Here is an 18,576-nt window from a genome sequence, read left to right as displayed (position 1 = left end):
CGTTTGCATTTGTTTGCCATCCTTTTGCTATCTTCTATTACGGAAAAGACACGTGTTAAAAAAACTCCTTCCTATTGTTTCTTTGAGCCTGCTATTTGGCTGTGCCGCTGAGCCAGAACAGAACCTACTTGCTAAGCAAGATTACGATGGCGAGTTTTCGCATATCTTGAACAAAGCTGATGTCGTTGAATCCAACAAGCCGCAAGATTTCACTGAGTTCAACAAACAAGCTGAACAGGTTGTGATTAAGTCGCCTTCAATGGCAAAAATGTACCAGCCACTTTACGAGAAGTTGAGTGAATGGGCATTGCAGAGTGGTGATACGACAGCGCTCAGTGCTTACGGTATTCAAGCTGCGCAGCTTGGTGGTGGTGATAAGAAGGGCAACGTGTTGTTCACAGGCTATTTCTCTCCTGTGATGGAATTGCGTCATCAACCAAATGCAACATATAAGTACCCGGTTTATGGCAAGCCAAATTGTGGTTCAAACTGCCCAACACGTGCAGAAATTTATAACGGAGCGTTAGACGGTCAAGGTCTGGTATTGGGTTACGCACCCAACCGTATTGATCCATTCATGATGGAAGTGCAAGGCAGTGGCTTTGTTCATTTCGAAGATGACGATACGCTGGAATACTTTGCTTACGCAGGTAAGAACAATAAAGCGTACGTGAGTATTGGCCGAATTCTAATTGAGCGTGGTGAAGTGCCACGTGAAGAGATGTCACTCAAAGCCATCAAAGACTGGGTGATGAAGAATGATGAAGCAACGGTTCGTGAGTTGCTAGAGCAAAACCCTTCTTATGTGTTCTTTGCTCCACAAGCGGATGCGCCAGTAACGGGCTCTGCAGGTATTCCACTATTACCAATGGCATCGGTAGCAGGCGATCGTTCGATTCTACCTATGGGTACGCCAATTTTGGCGGAAGTGCCATTGCTTAATAAAGACGGTACATGGAGTGGCGCGCACCAGCTTCGTCTTCTAATTGTGTTAGACACTGGCGGCGCGGTGAAGCAAAACCATCTCGATCTATACCACGGTATGGGACCACGTGCTGGTACAGAAGCGGGTCACTACAAGCACTTTGGTCGCGTGTGGAAGTTGGGTTTGGAAAACACGCCAACGCAAGCACCTTGGGCTTTGCCGCCAGAGAAGTTACAATAGCTGCCTAGCGAGAGGAATCACCTCTCATCATCTAGACATTTCCTCAAAGAGTGCGTATAAATCGCACTCTTTGTTTTTCTATCGATCATCTGGAACTTCAATATGCGTGAACTCGATACTCCGGCATCTGACAGCTATAACCAACGTTTTGGTGGCACTCGTCGTCTCTACGGCAATAGCGAAGTAGAAATCCTTCGCGCTACACACGTGTGTGTGATTGGTATTGGTGGTGTTGGTTCATGGGCGGTAGAAGCGCTCGCACGTACTGGTATTGGTGAGTTGACGCTTATCGATATGGATGACGTGTGTGTGACCAACATTAACCGTCAAATTCATGCGATGACTGGCACGGTTGGTCAAAGCAAAATTGAAGTGATGGCAGAGCGCGTTAAGCTGATTAACCCAGAGTGTAAGGTCAATCTGATTGACGATTTCATCACACCAGATAACCAGCACGAGTACTTGAGCAAAGAGTTCGATTACGTGCTGGATGCGATCGATAGCGTAAAAGCAAAGGCGTCTCTATTGGCTTACTGCCGTAGTAACAAGATTAAAGTGATCACGACAGGCGGCGCTGGTGGTCAAATCGATCCAACCCAAATCATGGTGGCGGATCTGACTAAGACGATCCAAGATCCACTGGCGAAGAAGATCAAAGATACATTACGTCGTCATCATAACTTCCCAAAAAATCCAGCGCGTAAGTTTGGTATCGATTGTGTGTTTTCTACCGAGCAATTGAAGTACCCACAAGCCGATGGTTCAGTATGTGGCGTGAAATCGACAGCAGAAGGTCCAAAACGTATGGACTGTGCGAGTGGTTTTGGCGCGGCGACGGTTGTAACTGCAACGTTCGGTTTTGTTGCGGTATCACGCATCGTTGAAAAGCTGATTCAAAAGCATAAGAAGTAATTCAGAGAAGAGAGTGCATCATGACTGATTTCCCTGTCTCGCCGTTTGGCACTGACATCACCAGTGAAGACATCGCCGCAACCATGCAGCAATTTAAAGGTTGGGAAGACCGCTACCGTCAGGTGATCCAATGGGGTAAAAAGCTGCCTCAAATGCCTGAAGAGCTTAAATCAGAGCAAGTTACGGTATCTGGCTGTGAAAGCTTAGTGTGGTTGGTGAGTAAAGAGCTAGAAGGTGTATGGCACTTCTGCGCTGATTCTGACGCGCGTATCGTGCGTGGTTTGATTGCCTTGGTGATGGCGGCTTACGATGGCAAAACGGCAGAGCAAATCCAAGCGTTTGATATTGATGCTTACTTTGAAAAACTGGGTTTAATTGCTCACCTAAGCCCATCGCGTGGCAATGGTTTGAAAGCGATTGTTGAGCAGATCAAAGTACAAGCTCAGTAGTTGGCGTTAGTTAAAACCGCACTAAGAACAGAATAAAGAAAAGGGTTGAAGCCAAACGGTTTCAACCCTTTTCCTATAAATCTACAGTGGTATTTATATTGTTAAAGCATATCGACTGCTTTCTCGATTGCTGCAATCAGCTTCTCAACATCTTCTAACGTATTGTAGATACCAAAAGAAACACGCACCGTGCCTTTGACGTTAAGCGCATCCATCAGAGGGTGAGCACAGTGATGTCCAGCGCGAATAGCGATACCTTGTTGATCAAGCAGCGTGGCAATGTCTTGGTGGTGAACGCCATCCATTACAAAAGTAAGCACTGAAGCATTCGGCTGATAACCGAGGATTTGAATGTCATCCAATTGGCTTAGTGCTTGGTAAGCCTTGTTCTGCAGAGAATGCAGATGTGCCTCTACTGCGGTTTGATCGAAGCCTTGGTACCAATCGATGGCTTTCGCTAGAGCAATCGCGCCGGCGACGTTCGGTGTACCCGCTTCAAACTTACCCGGCAAGGCAGAGAAGGTGGTCTTCTCGAACGAGACTCTTTCAACCATTTTGCCGCCGCCGTGCCATGGTGGCATCGCTTCTAACAGCTCAAGCTTGCCATACAGTACGCCAATCCCAGCAGGTGCATACAGCTTGTGGCCAGAGAAGACATAAAAGTCGACATCGAGCTCTGCCAAGTTCAACTGTTCATGAACGATACCTTGCGCTCCATCGACAACGACAACTGCGCCTACCGTATGTGCCATGGCGATGATTTTCTCGATAGGTTGACGAGAGCCAGTGACGTTGGTGATTTGTGCACACGCCACGATTTTACAGCGCTCCGACAACAGTGCTTCAAACGCATTGATATCGAACTGGCAATCGGAGGTCATAGGAACTTTAACGATTTTCGCGCCCGTTTGCTCTGCGACAATTTGCCAAGGCACGATGTTCGCGTGATGTTCCATTTCACTGATTAAGATTTCATCACCGGCTTGGAGTGTGCTTCGAGCATAAGTTTGCGCGATGAGATTTAGTGCTTCGGTTGCGCCTCGAGTCCAAATGATTTCCTTTGAACTGCTCGCCCCAATAAAATTCGCAACGGTTTCACGAGCCGCTTCAAATTGGCTGGTCGCGTTGGCTGTTAAGCTATGACTGCCACGGTGCACGTTAGCATTTTGTACACTGTAGTAACGGCTAATCACATCGATCACGCACTGTGGTTTTTGCGTTGTTGCTGCGCTATCAAGGTAAACCAAAGGTGATTGGTTTACGTCTTGATTTAGGGCTGGGAACTGTTCGCGTACAGCGTTTACGTCAAACATTATTCGTCACCGAACTCGTGATAATGCAGTGTTGGGATGGTAACTAGCGGTTCTGCGACCATCCATCCATGTTCTTTACCAGAAAGTTTGATGATGATTTCCATCGCGAACTCAAGTGCGGTTCCTGGCCCCTGACTTGTCAGTAGGTTGTGATTCACATCCATGGTGACACGTTTAGCTCGCCATTTGTCTTCAGGAATATGAGATTGAAAACTTGGATGACATGTCATCAAGGCTTCTGGGTAAAGGTTGTGATGTTGCAAAACCAAAGCTGGCGCTGCACAAATTGCCGCAACCAGCTTACCTTCGTACATGTGCTGTTTCAGGATCTCAATCATGATGGTGCTATCACGGAAGGTTTCTGCACCACCTACGCCCCCAGACAGAACAATCGCATCAAACTCGTCATCGGCAATATCAACTAGCTTGCAATCCGCGGTTAGTGTCACGCCTCGAGACGCTTTCATAGTCAGTGCACCATCGAAATCTGCGCTTGCGATGGTTACGTCATAGCCTGCTCGAACCATTAAGTCGATAACGGTTACCGCTTCCATTTCTTCTGTGCCCGGAGCGATAGGTACTAAGATCTTTTTATTCATTGTTCTGTCCAGCTTTGTTCAATCTGTTTGATGCGTTGATAGAGTTTGGCGTTCTCTGGCGTACTAATGTGATGCTTTTCAGCAGCTTTCAGCAAATGACCGGTAATAAAATCAATTTCGGTGCGACGTTGGTGAAAAACATCTTGTCTCATTGAAGAGTAGTTGGCTGCTGTTGCGTTCACCACTTGCATAACAGTGGTGTGAAGAGAATCAAAATCGACCTTTATCTGTTCTTTATTCATGACCTCCACCAACTCGCGGGTGATGTTCGCCAACTCGGTGGCAAATTCCGGAGCGGCAAGCTCACCATTTTTACATTGATGAATGGCCGTCAGAGGGTTGATAGCGCAATTGATCGCAAGCTTGGTCCACAATGCAGCGTTGATATTTGGGTTCCAACTGACTTCTGGTAAAGCGTGGTTCATCACTTGCGCGAGAAATTCGCATTGATTGCCTTTGGTATTAAAACCACCTAATTGGGTGTGACCATGACCAGTATGAAGAACCTGTGCTTTGCTTGGTTTATAGGCACCGTGTGTGGTGGTTGCAATCACGATAGGGTTATCAGTGAGCTTTGTTTCCAAAAGTGGTGCTGTTCCCATGCCATTGTGCATCAGCATTACAATGGTATCAGTGTTGATATACGGCAAAAGAGGGGTTATCGCTTCGTCCACTTGCCATGCTTTTACTGTCACAACAATCAGGTCTGCGGCTTGTACAGAAGGAAGGTGTTGATTAGCAAAATTAATTGCAGGAGAGTCATCAAGTTGAAGCAGTTGCTTACTATCTGAGGTTCTTCCCCACAAGGAGACGTTGTGTCCGGCAAGTTGGAATTTGGTCGCCCAGAGTGAGCCAACGGCTCCAGGTCCAAGGATAAGAATATTCACCAAACGCTCTCATTAAAAAGGTTTGCTGCAAGGATAATGAGGGAAAGAAGGAAAGCAAATAAAAATGGCGCCAAGAGGCGCCATTTTTGGGGAACTTATCGGTTCTATTAGAACTTGTAAGTTACAGCTAGGTAGTGACCGAAGCCTGTTGACTTGAAGCCATCTGTATCTTTGATGCCGTATACGTCTTTGTAGCCTTTTAGACCGTAACCAACCGCGAAGCGGTCTGAGTGCCAGTAGATACCGTTGAACATAGCGCCACCGCTGCTTGCAGTAGTGTATTCGTCTTTCATACCGAATTGGTAATCGATGTAACCTTGGTAAGAAATGAATGAACCGTTCTCGAAGAAGTAGAATGGTTTGAACCAGTTAGTTGAGATTTGGAAACCGTTCCAGTCTTTACGGTTGCCATCGTAAGTACCGTATAGGTTCAGGCCGATTTTGCCCAACCAAGGAACCATTACGTCAGAACCTAGACCGATTTTCTGGTTGTTTACAGAGAATGGGTTAGTTTTGAAATCTGTACCGTCCCATTCCATTAGCGTTGCAACGTATAGCTCTTGAACTGGACCGAAAGACAGGTCTTTACCAGTTAGGCCGTCGATAGACATACGAGGAGCAAACTTCATAAAGATCTTAGGTGCGCCTACTTTATCGCTGCCTTTGTCTGTTGCTAGGTTGAACACGTCAACGTAACCGTAAAGGTCGAAGATACCAGAGCGGCCGCCGAATTCCATTTCTAGGTAATCGTGTGAAGACTCACCAGGAAGTTCGTCAAATGCACCCATTAGGTTGAATTGCATCCACTTGTAATCGTTCTTGTGGATGTCACCGTCTGAGTAGTCAGCAGCCATAACTGGAGCTGAAGTAGCCGCTAGAAGGCTAAGAGCTAAAAGTGATTTACGCATAAGGGGACTCTCTATGTTTGTAATGATTCAGAACACGCAATCTGTGCCGCGCTTTCCAATTGGCGGGAATAATAGCGATAAAAATCTCAAATGAAAGTGATAAAGGATGCAAAAATGAAGGTTTTTAGTGAGGCTTGTCACGAAATTCATTTATTTCACGGAACTTTTTGGTTGTTGCATTGATTTGCAATAAATATGTGACGAGTGTCGTTTGCGTAAACGTTTTTATGACTTTTTAAGCCAGTCGATTAACCAACATAAATCGTTAGTGATCTGACTAATAGTCCGTTCGTATGAGTGTGGGAACCAAAGAGGACGTTTGAATGAAAGAAGTCATGTTATTCCCATTAACCTCAGTAGTTTTACCGGAAGGCAAAATGAATCTGCGTATTTTTGAGCCACGTTACACAAGAATGGTAAAAGAATGCAGCCTCCAAAACGTGGGTTTTGGTGTTTGTCTTGTCGGTAGTGAGGGGGACCCTAAAGCGGTGGGAAATGTGTCATCCATCGGAACTTTGGTCACCATCGTTGATTTTGAAACACTCAGTGATGGGCTTCTTGGTATCACCGTAGTCGGTGAAAAACGGTTTACGGTCAAGCGAATTAGAGCAGACTCAGATGGTTTGCGTCATGCAGAGGTTGAGTGGTTAGACAACTGGCAGCAGCCTTTGTCGTCACCAGACTTCATTTACCTAAGTCATCAACTCGCTCACGTGTACGAACAGTTTCCTCAACTAGGGACACTTTACCAACATCGTTTTTATGATGACCCATCGTGGGTAGTGCAAAGATGGCTCGAGCTATTGCCATTGGACAGCGCTCTATTTGAACGATTGGTGAGTGCAGAGGACTGTCTTCCGGCACTCGATTTTCTTAATGATGCCATCGAAGCCCCACCTCAAAGAGAGACAAGGATATGAAAGGACTAACCAAAACTGCAGTAACGCTGGTTGCTGTGCTAGGGATTGCTGCCTGCGGCTCAGATAGCGACTCGATAGAATATTCAAACCTTCAAGCAGTACATGCTTCCGCTGACGCGCCGTTGGCTAACGTTTGGATAAATGATGGAGCGGCGTTAACCGGCGTAGACTATGGCGTCGGGTCGGGATATGTGAAGTTACCTGAGGGCAGTAACTCTGTTCAAGTTGATGTACAGCTTCCAGGCGCTGAAACGGTAACTGTCGTACCAAAAACTTCATTAGATCTCGACTCGGACCTAAACTATACAGCATTTGTCGTGGGTGACGCTTCAGGAACACCAAATCCTGTTGAACCTTTAATTGTTACTCGTAGCGCGACTTCGATGGCGGATGCTAACAGCTTAGATGTTCAGGTGGTACATGCCGCTTCTGGCGTCCCAGCTGTAGACCTTTATGTTACTGCACCCGGTGCAGCCTTGGCAGATTCATCACCGATTACTAATCTCGCTTATAAAGCGTCAACGGATGTGCTGAATATTCCTGCAGGCGATTACCAAGTGAGATTGGCCGTGGGTGACACAGTAGCGTTTGATTCGGGAACCATTCCTCTCCCAGCCAATGCTAATTTGACCATTGCTGCTATTAAGACTGGTGATTCAAATAGCACCTCTCCGGTGAAGTTAGTGGTATTAGATGGTTCTGGCTCTTCTATACTTGAAGATATGGGAAGCCAAGCCGAAGTGCGAGTAGGGCACTTAGTTGACGGTGCTCCGGTTGTAGACGTCCACGTTGATGGCGCTGCGTTTGCTCCGCTTGCGGATTTGGAGTTTAAACAGATTCGAGGGTACTTGGACCTTGCGCCAAAAGCTTATGATATTGATGTGTTTGTCGATGGCACAACGACGGACCCAATTATCGATGTTGACGGTTTAGAAGTGAAAGGCGGTATGGATTATAGCGTTTATGCAGTTGGTGTTGTCACTCCTGCAATTGCAATCGAACCACTGGTCGTTGAAGACATGCGTCGTGCAGTTGCAACCAGCGCAACCTTGAACGTAACGCATGCAGCTGCGAATCCTGTGGCTGAAATGGTCGATATTTATCTCACTTCTAGCGCGGGAATCGAAGGAAGTGATCCAGCAATAGCTAATTTTGCGTACAAAGAAAGTGTACAAGGCGTATACGTGACGGAAGGGTCTTATTTTGTGACGGTGACGGTTGCCGGTGACCCATCTACAGTAGCCATAGATTCTGCACCCGTAACGGTAAAGAATGGCGTCGTATACCAAGTAGTCGCTATCGATGATGGCAACAATGGTGGCTTCAACCTAATCGTTGATGACATCACAGACTAAGGACGAAGGGGGAGGAGGGCACTCCTCCCAATGATTAAGGCCGATTATGATGAGTGAAAGCCCGCAGAAACTTGGGCGTAGCGATTGGAATGAATACATGGACAAGGTGAAGGCGCGGGATAAAAATGCGTTCGAATTTGTCTTTCGTTTTTATGCGCCTAAGTTGAAACAGTTCGCCTACAAGCATGTTGGAAACGAGCAAGTTGCTTTGGAGATGGTACAAGAGACCATGGCAACCGTTTGGCAGAAAGCTCATTTGTACGATGGTACAAAGAGTGCGTTATCCACATGGATTTACACCATAATTCGTAATCTCTGTTTTGATTTGCTGAGAAAGCAGAAAGGCAAAGACTTACATATTCATTCTGACGACATTTGGCCTTCAGATTATTACCCGCCTGATTTGGTTGACCATTACTCACCAGAGCAAGATATGCTCAAAGATCAGGTAGTCAAATTTTTAGACATACTGCCGAAAAACCAAAGAGAAGTACTCCAAGCGGTGTACCTTCAAGAACTGCCGCACCAACAGGTCGCTGAGTTGTTCGACATACCTTTGGGCACTGTGAAATCTCGGTTGAGGTTAGCGGTAGAAAAACTGAGGCATTCGATGCATACGGAGCAATTATGAACAAACATCCAGATAACAACTTGTTAGAGGCGTACGCTTCGGGAAGCATTGATGCAGTTTCTGGTTTGGTGGTTGCCACTCACCTAGAAACCTGTTCAAAATGCCGGGCGTATGTAAACCAGTTAGAAGCGGCGCAGGCCGACGTAGTAATAGAAAGCTCGGTGATGGAATATGACGTCGAATTTGACAGTATGTTCAATGACATCATCACCGCTGAGCCAAAATCAGACAGCATTATTATAAAAGATGTTGCGCGAGTTGCCGTGGCTGGTAAAGATTTTAAGTTGCCGAAAACGCTGAGTCGTTTTTCTGATCTAGTCGGTGAATGGAAGAGTTACGGTGGTAAAGTCTACAGCGCACAGATTGATTTGGGCGAAGATGCACGTGTCAATCTTATGTACATAAGTGAAGACGTGAGAATTCCTCAGCATACACACAAAGGGCAAGAGTCAACGTTGGTTTTGCACGGTGGATTTAGTGATGAAGATGGTCACTACGAAGTGGGTGATGTACTTGTCAGAGATGCGTCTGTTAAACACAGCCCATTTACTAAAGCAGGTGAAGACTGTTTATGTTTAACCGTACTCACCGAGCCGATGATATTTACACAAGGCGTAGCAAGAATCTTTAACTTGTTTGGTAAAGGTATGTACCCTTAAACACTGCGGCAGACAAAACCAAAAAACCACCGAATCTCGGTGGTTTTTTTCAATCATTTTTCTTTAATCTCTTTGCCTTGCTTTCTCAAGTAGCTCAGTAAAGTAGTGTCTGAGTGAATAAAGCATGATCAAACTAGGCACAACCATCAATGCGGTTAGTATGAAGAAAGTCGTCCAATCATTGAGATAATCCACCAGTTCCCCGCTGAAAGAGGCGAGGGTAGTGCGACCAAAGTTGCCAAGAGATGCAAGCAAGGCGTATTGAGTTGCCGAGAAGGCTTGTCCGGTTAAGATAGTCAAGAAGGACACAAATGCAACGGTCGAGAATGCCGTTGTAAAGTTGTCGACAATGATCGTTGCCAAGTAAAGATGCTCGTTTGGACCCACTTTCGCAATCCAAGCAAACATCAGGTTACTTGCTGCCATTGCGATACCACCTATCATTAAGCCGCGTACGATACCAAACTTCACATTAAACATACTGCCGACAAAGGTGAACAACATGGTTGCGCCCCAACCAATCAATTTAGAGTAATAGCCAATTTGTTCATTGCTAAATCCAATTTCTTTGTAGAAGGCAATCGACATTCGACCTAAGAAAGCTTCACCTATCTTAAATAAGAAAACAAACAGCAATAGCGTGATAGCGACGCGAACACCATTTCGGTTAAAGAAGTCTAAGAAGGGCTCTACAACCGTTACGGTAAACCAAGCTACTACTTTAGAACCCACCACTTCTTTATGGCGTTGCTCAGCTTCAGATTGAAGTTGCTCTCGTTGGGTTTTCGGTTCACCGACCAACAGCGTAAAAATCATCAGTAAAATGACAATAAACGCCATTCCGTAGTAGACACCATTCCAACCGATACTGTCTGCATTGATAAAGGCTAGATACCCAGGGAGTGAGTAACCCGTCCACCAACCAATCACCGCCATAGCAGAAGCTTGTGGCAGTTTAGATTCTTCTGTTTTTGGGAAGGTATCGATACGGAAAGCATCAATAGCAATATCTTGTGTCGCAGAAGCGGTCGCAATGCAGAGTGCTAGTAATGATGCCAACACAAGATTCTCGGCAGGGTTTACACCGGCAATAAACAGCGTCGCCACTAACACGATACTTTGGCAAAGGAATATCCAGCTTCGACGTTGCCCAAGCAAACGATGCAAAATGGGCAGTTTAAGTCGGTCTACCAGAGGTGCCCACATAAAATTGATCGCGTAAACCGCGAACACGCTACCAAAGTAACCGATAGCAGAAAGCGTCAGGCCCGCATCTTTTAGCCAGCCAGACATATTAGATCCGATAAGGACCCAAGGGAAACCACTGGAACAACCCAGCATGAAAACCCAAAGTAGGCGTTTATCGAGGTAACTTTTTACCGTTTCCAACCAAGTGATGGAAGGTAATGAAGACATAAATCAATCCGTTAAAATAGAGCCACTAAAAGAGAAAGCCCTTCGAATATTCAAAGGGCTTATGGTTTTGGCTACTTGAGTAGAGTTGCTTTGGTAATGACGATTTGCGTCTCTGGGACATCGCGCATGCGACCGATAGACTTGGTTGGCTGCTTCGCCATATTCTGAATGACGTCAAAACCTTCCGTCACTTCTCCAAATACCGCATAACCAGGTGGGCGAGCACCATAGTTTAAGAAGTCATTGTCGACGAGGTTAATAAAGAACTGACGTGTTGCAGAATCAGGTGCGTTTGTACGAGCCATAGCGATCGTTGCTCGGTCGTTGTTCAAGCCGTTGTTACCCTCGTTCTTGATTGGCGCGTAAGTTTTTTGCATCTGCATGTCTTGGTTGAAGCCGCCACCTTGCGCCATAAAACCAGGGATAACACGGTGGAAAATGGTACCTTCGTAACTGCCATCTTCCACGTATTTAAGGAAGTTAGCGACAGTAATAGGTGCTTTCTCTTCATTAAGCTCAACAGTAAAGTTACCTAGTGTTGTTTCAAACGCCACTTTAGGGCCTGCAAAAACACTGCAACTTAATAGTGCCAAAGAAAGAATCGCTTTGCGTAACATTAGAATCGCTCCTGCATGTATTGACGAAGCTCAGGATCGTTTGCGATTTCCTTCAGAGTTAAAGCCACGACATCATTCAATGTTTGTTCAATGTCTGAGTCTGAAGCGCTAAGTGTGCCTGAGCGTTTAGCTGTACCAGTATAGGTCTTAACTAGCTTGCCTTGCGGAGTTTCTGCGGTGATTTCAAGAATCACTTTCGCGTCCATCTCGTTTTCCATCACAGAATGTTTAACGTTGACTAGCGCTTCTTGTACTTCTAATTGAATAGAATTATCGCTGTTTAAATCCGAGTGAAAACCTTGAGAAGAGAACTGTTTCTCTAGCGCCTCTTCTAGCGAAATACGTAGGTTTTGCTTGGCATGGATTGGCAGAATGTTAGAGCGTCCGTTATCGACAAGTGCAACGTATTGCGCTGCACGAACGTCTTTACTGGTTAAGCTGTACGTCTTGCCTTGCACGATCGGGTTAGTGCTTAGTGTCGATTCAGCCTGTAGGTTCAGTTGTGGTTGTTGTGGCGCTGAACATGCAGCAAGCAAGGCAACCGAAGCCGCGAGTACCAGTTTTCTCATTTTATTATTCCTTTTAAACATGTTGCTAAAGTCAGGGCTTTATTGCTTTGCGCCTAATTTAGCAGGATCTTTTGTTGCCTGTAAAATCACGAACTTACTGTTAGAAGCGACTAGTTTCACATTTTTATCGCCAAACAGACGTTTTAGCTTCGCATCGTAACCAAGGTGACGGTTACCTATGACTAGTAATCTGCCACCTTTGTTCAAAATTTGTTTAGAGTCGCAGAACATCTGCCAAGCGATATGGTCGGTTACTGCTTGTTGTTGGTGGAATGGTGGGTTACACATCACCATGTCAGCACTATCAGGGTTAAAACCATCCAAACAGTTATTTGCAATGCATTGAATGTCGTAAGGTTCGCCTAGGTTATCAACTAAGTTTTGTTTAGCTGACTCGATAGCCATAAAGCTTTCATCCACACTCGTTAGGCGGGCTTGAGGGTTTAATTGGCCCATTTTCACTGATAGCACACCGTTGCCACAGCCGAGGTCGATGATGTGTTTCAACGTTGGATCTTGAGGTAGGTGTTGAAGCATAAAACGTGCACCTAAGTCCAGACTTTCGCCTGAGTAAACATTTGGTAGGTTTTTCAGTTGAATGTTTTCTCCATCTACTCCCCAAACGGTCATCGGATCGACTTCTAGGACTGGCAGTGCATTAGCATTAGAAAACACCAAACGATGTTTTTTCCACGCGAGAGACGTTTTTGTCTCACCTAAGTGTTTTTCAAACAATTTAAGTGTTGAAGTGTGAATCTCTTTTGCTTTGTTGACGGCAATAATTGGGCAAGAGTCAGGTAGCGTTTTACGTAGTTGACTTAATAACCAAACTAGGTGGCGATTACTTTTTGGCAATTGCATCAAGACCAAGTCTGTATTCTCAGGGATATCGTCCATCGTAGTGAGAAAGGCGACTGGCTTACATTGGTTATCTTCGAGGTTTTGCTGTGCACCCTTGTGTGAGATGAAGGAGTCACTCATGAGGGTGACATTGTGATTGTCCGAAAACCAACATGCCAAAGCGCCGAAGCTATCGTTAATAACAACAATGTTTTGGTTATCTGGTATTGCTAACTCTTCCACGTGATTGATGAGGTACTCATCCCCCGCATCCCATGCTTGAAGAGTCTCGTTAGAGCGCTTAGGGAAACGATGAAGCGATAGGCTTCTCTCGTGAAGATTCAGTTCGGTTTTCATAGCTAAACGTAAGTCAATTTGGAAATAAGTGATTATTGTCGCAAATGATGAGAGCTCAAGATACAAAAAGCTGTCAAATTTACTGATTTTCACAGGCTTTTGCTAAATCATGGCACATTGAAAGAGAGGGGAATATGAGTTCGCTTATTTAATTTGCCAATCGAGAGTATATACTTAGCGAATTGGCATCGATGAGGATGAAATATGATCCAAGAAATCATAGAAAAGAAACTGCATAGTGAGTTGCAACCTAATTATTTGAAAGTGATCAATGAGAGTTACATGCACAACGTTCCACCGGGTTCAGAAAGTCACTTTAAAGTGATAGTGGTCAGTGATGCATTCGCTGGTCAGCGCCTCATTGGGCGTCACCGTCAAGTACACACTGTACTGGCTGATGAACTTGATAATCACATTCACGCATTGGCGATTCATACCTACACCAATGAAGAATGGAAACAAGAGCAAGACGGTGCACCAGATAGTCCGATGTGTATGGGTGGCGGTCGTTAGAGTGTAATTAAAACACTGATTTAGAAAGATGGTTTCGACCATCTTTTTTTGTTTTACATCTTTACGGGATTAAAATGTGGCACAAATAAAGGTTAAAAAATGTGTTAACAGTGTTTCAACAAATGAATGAAAATTAACGCATGTTTCAAAGCGTGAATGTTTTATTTCCTTAGCAGATGCAAGGGATTTGGCATTTGTGCGATGGGTCAAAGTTATGACTATTCTTTAACCTTTTACACTCAATTCTACCGAAATAAACCCTCCTTTCCTAAGATTGGTCATGGCATCAAGTTCCTAAAAAATGCTAGACTACCGCACCTGATAAATCTCGCCTAATATTTGTGACGAGATAATTAATAGGATGTTGCGATTTTGATGTTTTAAACAACATCGAAACCGGACACTGATGTCGTGTCTAAAAGTTACGCAATCAAAAGAATCTTTTTCCCGATAAAAGTAGTGCAAGTGCGTATGATTACAATAAAGAAGGGCTTGGATCTTCCTATCGCAGGAACTCCATCCCAGGTGATTAATGATGGTAAGACCATCAAAAAAGTCGCCTTGCTTGGCGAAGAGTACGTTGGCATGCGTCCTACCATGCATGTCCGCGTTGGTGATGAAGTGAAAAAAGCGCAAGTTCTTTTTGAAGACAAAAAGAACCCTGGCGTTAAGTTCACAGCACCAGCAGCCGGTAAAGTGATCGAAGTTAACCGTGGCGCTAAGCGTGTTCTTCAATCTGTAGTGATTGAAGTGGCAGGCGAAGAGCAGGTAACATTTGATAAGTTCGAAGCAGCTCAACTAGCAAATCTAGATCGTGAAGCGATCAAGACTCAACTGGTTGATTCTGGCCTTTGGACCGCTTTACGTACTCGTCCGTTTAGCAAGGTTCCAGCAATCGATTCAAATTCTAAGGCTATCTTTGTAACTGCAATGGATACTAATCCACTAGCAGCTCAGCCTGAGTTGATCATTAATGAACAACAAGAAGCATTCGTTGCAGGTCTAGACATTCTTTCAGCCCTGACAGAAGACAAGGTTTACGTATGTAAATCTGGCACTAGTTTGCCACGCTCTTCTCAGTCTAACGTAGAAGAACACGTCTTCGATGGCCCTCACCCAGCAGGTCTTGCTGGCACCCACATGCATTTCCTATACCCAGTAAATGCACAAAACGTGGCTTGGAGCATCAACTACCAAGACGTTATTGCGTTCGGTAAGTTATTCCTTACTGGTGAGCTATACACAGATCGTGTTGTATCTCTTGCTGGTCCTGTAGTGAATAACCCACGTCTTCTTCGTACTGTTGTAGGTGCTTCTCTTGAAGACCTAACTGACAGCGAATTGATGCCAGGTGAAGTTCGTGTGATTTCAGGCTCTGTACTTTCAGGTACTCACGCGTCTGGTCCACATGCTTACCTTGGTCGTTACCATCAGCAGGTTTCTGTCCTGCGTGAAGGTCGTGAGAAAGAACTGTTTGGCTGGGCTGTTCCTGGTAAAAACAAATTCTCAATCACGAAATCTTTCCTTGGTCACATCTTTAAAGGTCAGTTGTTCAACATGACAACAACGACTAACGGTAGTGATCGTGCAATGGTTCCAATTGGCAACTACGAACGTGTAATGCCACTTGATATGGAGCCTACTTTGCTGCTTCGTGATCTATGTGCAGGCGATACTGACAGTGCTCAAACACTGGGTGCGCTTGAACTGGATGAAGAAGATCTAGCATTGTGCACCTTTGTATGTCCTGGTAAATACGAGTACGGTCTGCTACTTCGTGAATGCCTAGATACCATTGTGAAGGAAGGGTAATCCATGCTTAAGAAATTCATAGAGGATATCGAGCATCATTTTGAACCAGGCGGCAAACACGAAAAATGGTTTGCACTGTACGAAGCAGCGGCAACGCTTTTCTACACGCCAGGTCTAGTAACAAAACGTAGCTCGCACGTCCGTGATAGCGTTGACTTAAAACGTATCATGATCATGGTTTGGTTCGCGGTATTCCCAGCAATGTTCTGGGGTATGTACAACGCGGGTGGCCAAGCTATCGCAGCACTTAACCACATGTACGCTGGTGATCAACTAGCGACAGTTATCTCTGGTAACTGGCACTACTGGCTAACAGAAATGCTTGGCGGCACCATAGGTGCTGAAGCAGGTGTTGGCAGTAAAATGCTACTAGGTGCGACTTACTTCCTACCAATCTACGCAACAGTATTTATTGTTGGTGGTTTCTGGGAAGTGCTTTTCTGTATGGTGCGTAAGCACGAAGTTAACGAAGGTTTCTTTGTAACTTCTATTCTATTCGCACTTATCGTTCCACCAACGCTACCTCTATGGCAAGCGGCACTGGGTATCACATTTGGTGTTGTTGTAGCTAAAGAGATCTTCGGTGGTACTGGTCGTAACTTCCTTAACCCTGCACTTGCAGGCCGAGCGTTCCTATTCTTCGCTTACCCAGCTCAAATCTCGGGTGACGTAGTATGGACAGCAGCTGACGGCTTCTCTGGTGCAACTGCTCTTAGCCAATGGGCTCACGGCGGTAGCGGCGCGTTGATCAACAACATCACTGGCGCTCCTATCACTTGGATGGATGCTTTCATCGGTAACATCCCAGGTTCAATTGGTGAAGTATCGACTCTAGCTCTAATGATCGGTGCAGCGATGATCGTATACATGCGAATCGCTTCATGGCGCATCATTGCGGGTGTAATGATCGGTATGATTGCAGTGTCTACGTTGTTCAACGTGATTGGCTCTGACACCAACCCAATGTTCAACATGCCTTGGCACTGGCACCTAGTTCTAGGTGGTTTTGCATTCGGTATGTTCTTCATGGCGACGGACCCAGTATCAGCTTCATTTACCAACGGTGGTAAGTGGTGGTACGGCATCCTTATCGGTGCAATGTGTGTGATGATCCGTGTAGTTAACCCAGCATACCCAGAAGGTATGATGCTGGCGATTCTATTCGCGAACCTATTCGCACCTCTGTTCGACCATGTAGTTATCGAGAAGAACATCAAGCGGAGACTAGCACGCTATGGCAAGTAATAACGACAGCATTAAAAAGACGCTGGGTGTTGTTATCGGGTTGAGCCTTGTTTGTTCAATCATCGTATCAACAGCGGCAGTAGGCCTGCGTGATAAGCAAAAAGCTAACGCTGTCCTAGATAAGCAATCAAAGATTGTAGAAGTTGCTGGCATTGAAGCTGACGGTAAAAAAGTACCTGAGCTATTTGCTGAGTACATTGAACCTCGTCTAGTTGACTTCAAAACAGGTGATTTTGTCGAGACTGCAGAAGACGGTTCTACAGCAGCTAACTATGACCAACGTAAAGCAGCGAAAGATCCTGCAGAGTCTATCAAGCTAACAGCTGATGAAGACAAAGCTAAGATCCTACGTCGTGCTAATACAGGTATCGTTTACCTAGTGAAAAGCGGTGATGAAGTATCTAAAGTTATCATCCCTGTTCACGGTACAGGTCTTTGGTCAATGATGTACGCATTCGTTGCGGTTGAAACTGACGGTGACACTGTGTCTGGTATCACTTACTACGAGCAAGGTGAAACTCCTGGACTTGGTGGTGAAGTAGAGAACCCAGCATGGCGTGCTCAATTCGTTGGCAAGAAACTATTCGACGAGAACCACAAACCAGCAATCAAGATTGTTAAAGGTGGTGCTCCAGAAGGTTCTGAACACGGCGTTGACGGCCTATCTGGTGCGACACTAACTGGTAACGGTGTTCAAGGTACATTCGACTTCTGGTTAGGTGACATGGGCTTTGGTCCATTCCTAGCAAAAGTTCGTGACGGAGGTCTGAACTAATGTCTAGCGCACAAAACATTAAAAAGAGCATTATGGCGCCGGTGTTGGATAACAACCCGATCGCGTTGCAGGTTCTTGGTGTATGTTCTGCTCTTGCAGTAACAACTAAACTAGAAACAGCATTTGTAATGACACTAGCGGTAACATTCGTAACCGCACTGTCGAACTTCTCTGTTTCTTTAATCCGTAACCACATTCCTAACAGTGTGCGTATCATCGTTCAAATGGCGATCATCGCATCTCTAGTAATCGTGGTAGACCAAGTGCTTAAAGCATACCTATACGATATCTCTAAACAGCTATCTGTATTCGTAGGTCTGATCATTACGAACTGTATCGTAATGGGTCGTGCTGAAGCATTTGCGATGAAGTCTGCGCCAATCCCATCTCTAATTGATGGTATCGGTAACGGTCTTGGTTACGGTTTCGTTCTTATCACTGTTGGTTTCTTCCGCGAGCTATTTGGCTCAGGCAAACTATTTGGCCTAGAAGTACTACCTCTAGTGAGCAACGGTGGTTGGTACCAGCCAAACGGCCTGATGCTACTTGCACCATCAGCATTCTTCTTAATCGGTTTCATGATCTGGGCTATCCGCATTATCAGACCTGAACAAATCGAAGCGAAGGAGTAAGG

General features: G+C 45.4%; 20 protein-coding genes. 12 read left to right on the top strand and 8 right to left on the bottom strand.

Annotated features, from left to right (window positions below):
* Positions 1 to 52 precede the first annotated feature (52 nt).
* The 3 genes from mltA to csdE all read left to right on the top strand — a co-directional run bounded on the left by mltA (position 53) and on the right by csdE (position 2,526).
* A complete protein-coding gene (gene mltA / locus L1076_RS08205) occupies positions 53 to 1,165 on the top strand; it encodes a murein transglycosylase A (RefSeq protein WP_045421049.1) in 1,113 nt (370 codons plus the stop codon).
* A gap of 102 nt (positions 1,166 to 1,267) precedes the next feature.
* Entirely contained in the window at positions 1,268 to 2,077 is an 810-nt protein-coding gene (gene tcdA, locus L1076_RS08200; RefSeq protein ID WP_237303490.1) for a tRNA cyclic N6-threonylcarbamoyladenosine(37) synthase TcdA, read from the top strand.
* Between the two features lie 20 nt (positions 2,078 to 2,097).
* Positions 2,098 to 2,526 carry a cysteine desulfurase sulfur acceptor subunit CsdE gene (csdE, locus tag L1076_RS08195; RefSeq protein ID WP_237303489.1) on the top strand — a complete coding sequence of 143 codons (429 nt, stop codon included), beginning with the start codon at positions 2,098 to 2,100 and terminating at the stop codon, positions 2,524 to 2,526.
* A gap of 101 nt (positions 2,527 to 2,627) precedes the next feature.
* Here the strand turns inward: csdE and csdA are convergent, their stop codons facing one another.
* The 4 genes from csdA to L1076_RS08175 form a co-directional block, all read right to left on the bottom strand.
* Positions 2,628 to 3,839: a cysteine desulfurase CsdA gene (gene csdA / locus L1076_RS08190; protein ID WP_237303488.1), complete on the bottom strand. Its 1,212-nt coding sequence runs from the start codon at positions 3,837 to 3,839 to the stop codon at positions 2,628 to 2,630.
* The gene (locus L1076_RS08185; RefSeq protein ID WP_039976932.1) at positions 3,839 to 4,438 is read right to left on the bottom strand and encodes a DJ-1 family glyoxalase III; all 600 of its coding nucleotides are present in this window, start codon (positions 4,436 to 4,438) and stop codon (positions 3,839 to 3,841) included. Before L1076_RS08185 ends, csdA begins: the two co-directional genes overlap by 1 nt.
* Positions 4,435 to 5,325 (bottom strand): 2-dehydropantoate 2-reductase, encoded by an 891-nt coding sequence (gene panE, locus L1076_RS08180; protein ID WP_237303487.1) that lies wholly within the window; start codon positions 5,323 to 5,325, stop codon positions 4,435 to 4,437. The genes L1076_RS08185 and panE overlap by 4 nt, the downstream gene beginning before the upstream one ends.
* A 107-nt stretch (positions 5,326 to 5,432) precedes the next feature.
* Positions 5,433 to 6,233: an outer membrane protein OmpK gene (locus tag L1076_RS08175; RefSeq protein ID WP_039976934.1), complete on the bottom strand. Its 801-nt coding sequence runs from the start codon at positions 6,231 to 6,233 to the stop codon at positions 5,433 to 5,435.
* Positions 6,234 to 6,556: 323 nt separating this feature from the next.
* Between L1076_RS08175 and L1076_RS08170 the strand changes: the two genes are divergently transcribed.
* Genes L1076_RS08170 through L1076_RS08155 form a run of 4 tightly spaced genes read left to right on the top strand, consistent with a single transcriptional unit; the run spans position 6,557 to position 9,798 of the window.
* Positions 6,557 to 7,153: an LON peptidase substrate-binding domain-containing protein gene (locus L1076_RS08170; RefSeq protein WP_038864631.1), complete on the top strand. Its 597-nt coding sequence runs from the start codon at positions 6,557 to 6,559 to the stop codon at positions 7,151 to 7,153.
* Entirely contained in the window at positions 7,150 to 8,508 is a 1,359-nt protein-coding gene (locus L1076_RS08165) for a DUF4397 domain-containing protein (RefSeq protein ID WP_039976936.1), read from the top strand. The genes L1076_RS08170 and L1076_RS08165 overlap by 4 nt, the downstream gene beginning before the upstream one ends.
* Positions 8,509 to 8,554: 46 nt before the next feature.
* A complete protein-coding gene (locus tag L1076_RS08160; RefSeq protein ID WP_038864633.1) occupies positions 8,555 to 9,139 on the top strand; it encodes an RNA polymerase sigma factor in 585 nt (194 codons plus the stop codon).
* A complete protein-coding gene (locus L1076_RS08155; RefSeq protein ID WP_038864634.1) occupies positions 9,136 to 9,798 on the top strand; it encodes a ChrR family anti-sigma-E factor in 663 nt (220 codons plus the stop codon). The genes L1076_RS08160 and L1076_RS08155 overlap by 4 nt, the downstream gene beginning before the upstream one ends.
* A gap of 63 nt (positions 9,799 to 9,861) precedes the next feature.
* On the opposite strand, the gene L1076_RS08150 is transcribed toward L1076_RS08155, so the two are convergent.
* The 4 genes from L1076_RS08150 to L1076_RS08135 form a co-directional block, all read right to left on the bottom strand.
* Positions 9,862 to 11,214, bottom strand: coding sequence for an MFS transporter (locus L1076_RS08150; RefSeq protein WP_038864637.1), 1,353 nt, complete (start codon positions 11,212 to 11,214; stop codon positions 9,862 to 9,864).
* 71 nt (positions 11,215 to 11,285) lie between these two features.
* Positions 11,286 to 11,831 (bottom strand): peptidylprolyl isomerase, encoded by a 546-nt coding sequence (locus L1076_RS08145; RefSeq protein ID WP_038864639.1) that lies wholly within the window; start codon positions 11,829 to 11,831, stop codon positions 11,286 to 11,288.
* A complete protein-coding gene (locus L1076_RS08140; RefSeq protein ID WP_038864641.1) occupies positions 11,831 to 12,400 on the bottom strand; it encodes a YajG family lipoprotein in 570 nt (189 codons plus the stop codon). The genes L1076_RS08145 and L1076_RS08140 overlap by 1 nt, the downstream gene beginning before the upstream one ends.
* Positions 12,401 to 12,439: 39 nt before the next feature.
* Positions 12,440 to 13,597 (bottom strand): class I SAM-dependent methyltransferase, encoded by a 1,158-nt coding sequence (locus L1076_RS08135; protein ID WP_237303486.1) that lies wholly within the window; start codon positions 13,595 to 13,597, stop codon positions 12,440 to 12,442.
* Between the two features lie 204 nt (positions 13,598 to 13,801).
* Between L1076_RS08135 and bolA the strand changes: the two genes are divergently transcribed.
* From bolA to L1076_RS08110, 5 genes are all read left to right on the top strand, one after another.
* Positions 13,802 to 14,110, top strand: coding sequence for a transcriptional regulator BolA (gene bolA / locus L1076_RS08130; protein WP_005427328.1), 309 nt, complete (start codon positions 13,802 to 13,804; stop codon positions 14,108 to 14,110).
* Between the two features lie 471 nt (positions 14,111 to 14,581).
* Complete coding sequence (locus L1076_RS08125) at positions 14,582 to 15,922, top strand: Na(+)-translocating NADH-quinone reductase subunit A (protein WP_038864644.1); 1,341 nt, start codon at positions 14,582 to 14,584, stop codon at positions 15,920 to 15,922.
* A 3-nt stretch (positions 15,923 to 15,925) separates the two neighbouring features.
* Positions 15,926 to 17,167, top strand: a complete 1,242-nt coding sequence (locus L1076_RS08120) for an NADH:ubiquinone reductase (Na(+)-transporting) subunit B (protein WP_005436648.1) — start codon at positions 15,926 to 15,928, stop codon at positions 17,165 to 17,167.
* Positions 17,157 to 17,942: a Na(+)-translocating NADH-quinone reductase subunit C gene (locus L1076_RS08115; RefSeq protein ID WP_038864645.1), complete on the top strand. Its 786-nt coding sequence runs from the start codon at positions 17,157 to 17,159 to the stop codon at positions 17,940 to 17,942. Before L1076_RS08120 ends, L1076_RS08115 begins: the two co-directional genes overlap by 11 nt.
* The gene (locus tag L1076_RS08110; protein ID WP_005436651.1) at positions 17,942 to 18,574 is read left to right on the top strand and encodes an NADH:ubiquinone reductase (Na(+)-transporting) subunit D; all 633 of its coding nucleotides are present in this window, start codon (positions 17,942 to 17,944) and stop codon (positions 18,572 to 18,574) included. The genes L1076_RS08115 and L1076_RS08110 overlap by 1 nt, the downstream gene beginning before the upstream one ends.
* Positions 18,575 to 18,576 lie beyond the last annotated feature (2 nt).

It is taken from the genome of Vibrio sp. MMG023 (assembly GCF_021654215.1).
Lineage (GTDB): Bacteria > Pseudomonadota > Gammaproteobacteria > Enterobacterales > Vibrionaceae > Vibrio > Vibrio jasicida.
The sequence above is the reverse complement of the archived record's forward strand: the minus strand, read 5'-3'. Positions and strand labels throughout refer to the sequence as shown.

Coding starts and splice junctions, on each gene's coding strand:
- tcdA (WP_237303490.1), top strand. CDS start 1,268: ATGCGTGAACTCGATACTCCGGCATCTGACAGCTATAACCAACGTTTT.
- L1076_RS08140 (WP_038864641.1), bottom strand. CDS start 12,400: ATGAGAAAACTGGTACTCGCGGCTTCGGTTGCCTTGCTTGCTGCATGT.
- L1076_RS08170 (WP_038864631.1), top strand. CDS start 6,557: ATGAAAGAAGTCATGTTATTCCCATTAACCTCAGTAGTTTTACCGGAA.
- csdA (WP_237303488.1), bottom strand. CDS start 3,839: ATGTTTGACGTAAACGCTGTACGCGAACAGTTCCCAGCCCTAAATCAA.
- L1076_RS08150 (WP_038864637.1), bottom strand. CDS start 11,214: ATGTCTTCATTACCTTCCATCACTTGGTTGGAAACGGTAAAAAGTTAC.
- bolA (WP_005427328.1), top strand. CDS start 13,802: ATGATCCAAGAAATCATAGAAAAGAAACTGCATAGTGAGTTGCAACCT.
- csdE (WP_237303489.1), top strand. CDS start 2,098: ATGACTGATTTCCCTGTCTCGCCGTTTGGCACTGACATCACCAGTGAA.
- L1076_RS08110 (WP_005436651.1), top strand. CDS start 17,942: ATGTCTAGCGCACAAAACATTAAAAAGAGCATTATGGCGCCGGTGTTG.
- L1076_RS08155 (WP_038864634.1), top strand. CDS start 9,136: ATGAACAAACATCCAGATAACAACTTGTTAGAGGCGTACGCTTCGGGA.
- L1076_RS08185 (WP_039976932.1), bottom strand. CDS start 4,438: ATGAATAAAAAGATCTTAGTACCTATCGCTCCGGGCACAGAAGAAATG.
- L1076_RS08135 (WP_237303486.1), bottom strand. CDS start 13,597: ATGAAAACCGAACTGAATCTTCACGAGAGAAGCCTATCGCTTCATCGT.
- L1076_RS08165 (WP_039976936.1), top strand. CDS start 7,150: ATGAAAGGACTAACCAAAACTGCAGTAACGCTGGTTGCTGTGCTAGGG.
- L1076_RS08160 (WP_038864633.1), top strand. CDS start 8,555: ATGATGAGTGAAAGCCCGCAGAAACTTGGGCGTAGCGATTGGAATGAA.
- L1076_RS08175 (WP_039976934.1), bottom strand. CDS start 6,233: ATGCGTAAATCACTTTTAGCTCTTAGCCTTCTAGCGGCTACTTCAGCT.
- L1076_RS08125 (WP_038864644.1), top strand. CDS start 14,582: ATGATTACAATAAAGAAGGGCTTGGATCTTCCTATCGCAGGAACTCCA.
- L1076_RS08145 (WP_038864639.1), bottom strand. CDS start 11,831: ATGTTACGCAAAGCGATTCTTTCTTTGGCACTATTAAGTTGCAGTGTT.
- L1076_RS08120 (WP_005436648.1), top strand. CDS start 15,926: ATGCTTAAGAAATTCATAGAGGATATCGAGCATCATTTTGAACCAGGC.
- L1076_RS08115 (WP_038864645.1), top strand. CDS start 17,157: ATGGCAAGTAATAACGACAGCATTAAAAAGACGCTGGGTGTTGTTATC.